Annotated in this window: 3 protein-coding genes; 1 reads left to right on the forward strand and 2 read right to left on the reverse strand. The window is 73.0% G+C overall.

Annotated features, from left to right (window positions below; translation table 11 throughout):
* On the forward strand, positions 1-4,713 hold a 4,713-nt coding region (locus VGD70_RS06580; protein WP_331079151.1), incomplete at its 5' end, for a carboxyl transferase domain-containing protein.
* Positions 4,714-4,915: 202 nt separating this feature from the next.
* On the opposite strand, the gene VGD70_RS06585 is transcribed toward VGD70_RS06580, so the two are convergent.
* Both VGD70_RS06585 and VGD70_RS06590 read right to left on the reverse strand, forming a co-directional pair.
* On the reverse strand, positions 4,916-5,083 hold the full coding sequence (locus VGD70_RS06585; protein WP_331079153.1) for a hypothetical protein: 168 nt from the start codon (positions 5,081-5,083) through the stop codon (positions 4,916-4,918).
* Positions 5,084-5,114: 31 nt separating this feature from the next.
* A partial coding sequence (locus VGD70_RS06590) for a sodium:proton exchanger (RefSeq protein WP_331079154.1) occupies positions 5,115-5,967 on the reverse strand: 853 nt, incomplete at its 5' end.

Genomic DNA, 5,967 nt, shown 5'->3' on the forward strand with positions numbered 1-5,967 from the left:
AAGGCGTCGGCCGAGCGGCTCGCCGTGGCCGTCGGCTACCGCGGCGCCTGCACCGTCGAGTTCCTCTACCACCCCGGCGAGAAGCTGTTCGCCTTCCTCGAGGTCAACACCCGGCTGCAGGTCGAGCACCCGATCACCGAGCTCACCACCGGCACCGACCTGGTCCGGCTGCAGCTGCACGTGGCCAACGGCGGGAAGCTGGAAGGCCCCCAGCCGGCCGAGACCGGCCACGCCGTCGAGGCCCGGCTGAACGCCGAGGACCCGGACCGCGACTTCGCCCCGTCGCCCGGCCGCATCGCGCGGCTGGTGCTGCCCGCCGGCCCCGGCATCCGCGTCGACACCGGCGTCAGCGAGGGCGACAGCATCCCGGCCGACTTCGACTCGATGATCGCGAAGATCATCGCCTACGGCCGCGACCGCGACGAGGCGCTTGGCCGGCTGCGCCGCGCGATGGCCGAGACCATCGTGATCATCGAGGGCGGCGCGACCAACAAGAGCTTCGTGCTCGACCTGCTCGACCAGCCCGAGGTGATCGACGCGAGCGCCGACACCGGCTGGATCGACCGGGTGCGCGCCGAAGGCCGCCTGGTCACCCACCGGCACTCCGCGATCGCCCTGGCGGCGGCCGCGATCGAGGCCTACCAGGACGAGGAGGAGGTCAGCCGCCAGCGGCTGCTGTCCACCGCGCACGGCGGGCGCCCGCAGGTGCAGCACGAGAGCGGCCGGCCGCTGGACCTCAAGCTCCGCGGCGTCGGCTACCGCGTCAGCGTCGCCCGGGTCGGCCAGAAGCGCTTCCGCGTGGGCGTCCTGGGCGGCGGCCAGGACGTGCCCGCCTGGGTGGCGGCCGAGGTCGAGCGGTTCGACGAGCACAGCGGGCGGATCGTGGTCAACGGGCACCGCTTCCGGCTGGTGTCGGCCACGCACGGCCCGACCCACCTGGTCGAGGTCGACGGCGTCACCCACCGGATCAGCCGCGACGAGGGCGGCGTCGTCCGCTCCCCCGCGCCCGCGCTGGTCGTGGCGACGCCGTTGTCGGTCGGCGACGAGGTCGACTCGGGCGCGCCGATCCTGGTGCTGGAGAGCATGAAGATGGAGACGGTGCTGCGCGCGCCGTTCCGCGCCCGGGTGCGCGAGTGCCCGGTGTCGGTGGGCAGCCAGGTCGAGACCGGCGCACCGGTGATGCGGCTGGAGCCCCTCGTCGACGAAGGCGCCGAGGTGGAGGCCGCGGGCGCCGGCGAGACCGTCGAGCTCGACCTGCCCGCCGAGCCGGCGGACGTGTCCGCGGCCGAGCGGGTCGAGCGCGGCCTGCAGGACCTGCGCAGCCTGCTGCTGGGCTTCGACGTCGACCCGCAGGACCGCAAGCGCGTGCTGTCCGGGTACCTGGCCGCCCGGGCCGAGCTCGGTGGCGGGCCGCTGCCGGGTGAGCTGGACCTGCTGACGGTGTTCGCCGACCTGTCGGAGCTGAGCCGCAACAAGCCGGGCGGTGAGCTCGAGGTCGAGCCGGGCAGCCCGGTGCACAGCCCGCGCGAGAACTTCCACAGCTACCTGGGGAGCCTCGACGTCGAACGGGCCGGCGTCACCGAGGGGTTCCAGGCCAAGCTGAGGCAGGTGCTCGGGCACTACGGCGTCGCCGACCTGGACCGCACGCCGGAGCTGGAGGCCGCGGTCTTCCGGATCTTCCTGGCCCAACAGCGGACGTCGACCGACGTCGCGGTCGTGTCGGAGCTGCTGCGGCAGTGGTTGGCCGGGCCGCCCCCGGTGGAGTCGCTGCGGGAGCGCGCCGGGCTCACCCTGGAGCACCTGGTCGAGGCCACGCAGGTGCGGTTCCCCGCGGTGTCGGACCTGGCCCGCGGCGTGGTGTTCCGCTGGTTCGCCCAGCCGCTGCTGCGGCGCAACCGCGCCAAGGTCTACGCCGCGGTGCGCACCGAGCTGCGCTACCTGGACCGCAACCCGGACGCGCCGGACCGCGCGGCGCGGATCCAGGCCATGATGGCCGGCGCGGAGCCGCTGGTCCGGCTGATCGGCCAGCGGATCGGGCGGCCCGGCCGGGACCACGCTCCCCTGCTGGAGGTGCTGACCCGCCGCTACTACGGCAACCGCGGGCTGTCCGCGGTGACCGCGCGGAAGGCCGCGGACTGCCGGTTCGTCACCGCCGAGCACACCGGTCCAGGCGGCGTGACGCGCGTGGTCGCCACCGCGATCGACGTCGCCGCCCTGCCCGACGCCATGGACGCGGTCTGCGCGTTCGCCGCCGACGTCGCCGAGCACGGGCTGGTCGCCGACCTCTACCTCACGTGGGAGGACCAGCCGGACGCCGACGCGATGGCGGTGTGGCTCGGCCGGTTCCTCGCCGGGTACCCGCTGCCCGCGGGCGTCCGCCGAATCACCACCACCGTCGCCGGCACCCGCGGTGCGGTGACGCACCACCACTTCACCTTCCGGCCCGACGGGGCGGGCTTCGCCGAGGACCGGCTGATCCGCGGCCTGCACCCGCAGATCGCGCAGCGGCTGCAGCTGCAGCGGCTGCGCGCGTTCGACCTCACCCGGCTGCCCTCGGCCGACGAGGAGATCTACCTGTTCAAGGCAATCGCGAAGAGCAACCCCGCCGACGAGCGGCTCATCGCGATGGGCCAGGTCCGCGACCTGACGCCGCTGCGGGAGGCCGACGGCCGGCTGGTCGCGCTGCCCGCGGTGGAGGACGCGATCACCGCGTGCCTGGACGCGATCCGCAACATCCAGGCGCAACGGCCGCAGAACAAGCGGTTCGACACCAACCGCATCATGATGTACGTCTGGCCGTCGACCGAGGTGACCGCCGACGAGCTCAACATGCTGGTCCAGCGCGTCCTGCCGACCACGGCGGGCGCCGGGCTGGAGGAGGTCCAGTTCCTCGCCCGCCGGCGCACCGCCGCGGGCAGGATGACCGAGGTCGCCGTGCGGATCGTGCTCGACCCGGGCCACGGCGCGCACCTGCACGTCGGCGAGCCGTCGACCGAGCCGGTGCAACCCCTGGACGAGTACCGCCAGAAGGTGCTGCGCGCCGCCCGGCGCGGGAACGTCTACCCGTACGAGCTGACCGGCATGCTCGCCGGGCCCGACGGTCGCTTCACCGAGCACGACCTCGACGAGAACGGCGTGCTCGAGCCGGTCGACCGGCCGGCGGGGAAGAACGCCGCGGCGATCGTGGCGGGCGTCGTCACCACGCCGACCGAACGGCACCCCGAAGGCGTCACCCGGGTCGTGCTGCTCGGTGACCCGACGAAGGCGCTCGGCGCGCTGTCGGAGCCGGAGTGCTCGCGGGTGATCGCCGCGCTGGACCTGGCCGAGCGGCTGCGGGTCCCGCTGGAGTGGTTCGCGCTGTCGGCGGGCGCGCGGATCTCGATGTCCTCGGGCACCGAGAACATGGACTGGGTCGCGGCCGCGCTGAAGCGGATCGTCACGTTCACCCAGGACGGCGGCGAGATCAACATCGTGGTCGCGGGCATCAACGTCGGCGCCCAGCCGTACTGGAACGCCGAGGCGACGATGCTCATGCACACCAAGGGCATCCTGGTGATGACGCCGGACTCGGCGATGGTGCTCACCGGCAAGCAGTCGCTGGACTTCTCCGGTGGGGTGTCGGCCGAGGACAACTACGGCATCGGCGGCTACGACCGCGTGATGGGCCCGAACGGCCAGGCGCAGTACTGGGCACCCAACCTGCCGGCCGCCCGGGACGTGCTGATGGCGCACTACGACCACACCTACGTCGTGCCCGGCGAGACGGCGCCCCGGAAGGCGGACACGAACGACCCGCTCGACCGCGACGTCTCCGAGTTCCCGCACGCGGTCGCCGGCAGCGACTTCACCACCGTCGGCCAGATCTTCTCCGCGGAGCACAACCCGGACCGCAAGAAGGCCTTCGACATCCGCACGGTGATGCGCGCGCTGTCCGACCAGGACCACCCGGTGCTGGAGCGCTGGGCGGGAATGGCCGACGCCGACACCTCGGCGGTGCAGGACGTGCACATCGGCGGCTGGCCGGTCTGCCTGATCGGGATCGAGTCGCGGTCGGTGCCGCGGCGCGGCTTCCCACCCACCGACGGGCCGGACACCTACACCGCGGGCACGCTGTTCCCGCGGTCGTCGAAGAAGACCGCGCGGGCGATCAACTCGGCGTCCGGCAACCGGCCGCTGGTCGTGCTGGCCAACCTGTCCGGGTTCGACGGCTCGCCGGAGTCGATGCGCAAGCTCCAGCTGGAGTACGGCGCCGAGATCGGCCGGGCGATCGTCAACTTCGACGGCCCGATCGTGTTCTGCGTGATCTCCCGCTACCACGGTGGCGCGTTCGTGGTGTTCTCCAAGGCACTCAACCCGAACATGACCGTGCTGGCGCTGGAGGGCTCGTTCGCCTCGGTGCTCGGCGGCGCCCCGGCGGCGGCCGTGGTGTTCTCCGGCGAGGTGAACAACCGCACCGCGACCGACCCGCGGGTGACCGAGCTGCACGCGCTGGTCTCGGCGGCCAGCGGCGCCGAGCGCGCGGCACTGAACGCCCGGCTCGCCGAGGTGCAGTCCGCCGTCCGGGCCGAGAAGCTCGGCGAGGTCGCCGCGGAGTTCGACCGGGTGCACAGCATCCAGCGCGCGGTCGAGGTCGGCTCGGTGGACGCGATCATCAGCGCCGCCGAGCTGCGGCCCCGGATCGTCGAGGCCATCGAGCACGGCATGAAGGGCTGACGCTTCGCGAACCGCGCCAGCACCGCGGACAGGAGCAGACGATCGCAACCCGGCGCCACGCCGGGAGATCACCGCGGCGCGGTGCCGTTCTCGCCCGAGGTCCTGGGGCGGAACGGCACCGCGTCGGGTCATCAGGCCCGGGCGGGTCCGCCGGAACGGACTCGGCCAGGCGCTGAAGTTCCTTTCGTTCAGCCGAGAGGCGTCATTCGCCGCGGATCTTGTTCGCCGCGTCGCCGACCGTCGTCCCGGTGTTCTCCGTCTCGGCCTGGCCGTCCTGGCGGATGCCGGCCACGGTTTCGGTGGCCTGCTCGGTCACGCCGTCGACGGTGCCCGTCACCTCGGCGACCTGGTCCTTGGCGCCCAGGCCCATCGGTTCTCCTTGCTTCGTTGGGTTGACAGGGTTATCGGGACGTCGAGGCTTCGGCGAGCTCGGCGCCGTGGTCGGTGGTGCGGCGGAACGGTGCGGTGAGGGTGGGCACGATGTGCCGGCGGTTGCGGACGAGCGCCGCGAGCGCGATCGCCAGGTAGATGCCGCACAGGACGTAGCGCGCGGTCTGGCCGGGCAGCGCGAACTGGACGGCGAACAGCCCGAGCAAGGTCCACGCCGCCCAGCGCGGGAACCGCAGCGCGAGCAGCGCGGCGACGCCGAGCAGGGTCTGGGTGGCGGTGAGCAGGAACTCCTCGACCTGGCGGGCGTCGAGGTGCAGCCCGCCGGCGCCGCCACCGCCGAGCAGGTAGGCGACGGGGAGGCTGCCGACGAGCAGGGTCCATTGGTTGACCTTGCTGGAGATGAGCGTGCCGATCGCGTCGTCGCCCTTGCCGCGCACCGCGAACAGGATCGCCACGATGAACTCCGGCGACTCGGACGCGAGCGGCGCGAGCCACTGCACGAGCAGGAACTCGTCGACGCCCAGCTGCTTGCCGGTGGCGATGAGACCTTGGGCGAACGGCTCGGCGCTCGCGACGATCACCACGGCGGCGAACACGAACAGCCCGGCCACCAGCACGCGGCGGGCGCGGCGGGGCAGCGCACCGATGATCGCGGCCGGGCCGACCAGGTGCGGCTCGCCGACCTCGGCGCGGGACATCTTCCACAGGTAGAACACGAAGAAGCCCAGCAGCGCGAACCCGAGCAGCAGCGAGATCTGTCCCGTGGCCGGGATGGCGAACGCCACGACCGACGCGATGGCCAGGAAGCCGAGCTCGACCCGGTAGCCGGACTCGAGAACCAGCTCGCGGACGGTCCGGCCGGTG

The organism is Actinophytocola sp. (assembly GCF_036402745.1).
GTDB lineage: Bacteria > Actinomycetota > Actinomycetes > Mycobacteriales > Pseudonocardiaceae > Actinophytocola.

Coding starts and splice junctions, on each gene's coding strand:
- VGD70_RS06585 (WP_331079153.1), bottom strand. CDS start 5,083: ATGGGCCTGGGCGCCAAGGACCAGGTCGCCGAGGTGACGGGCACCGTC.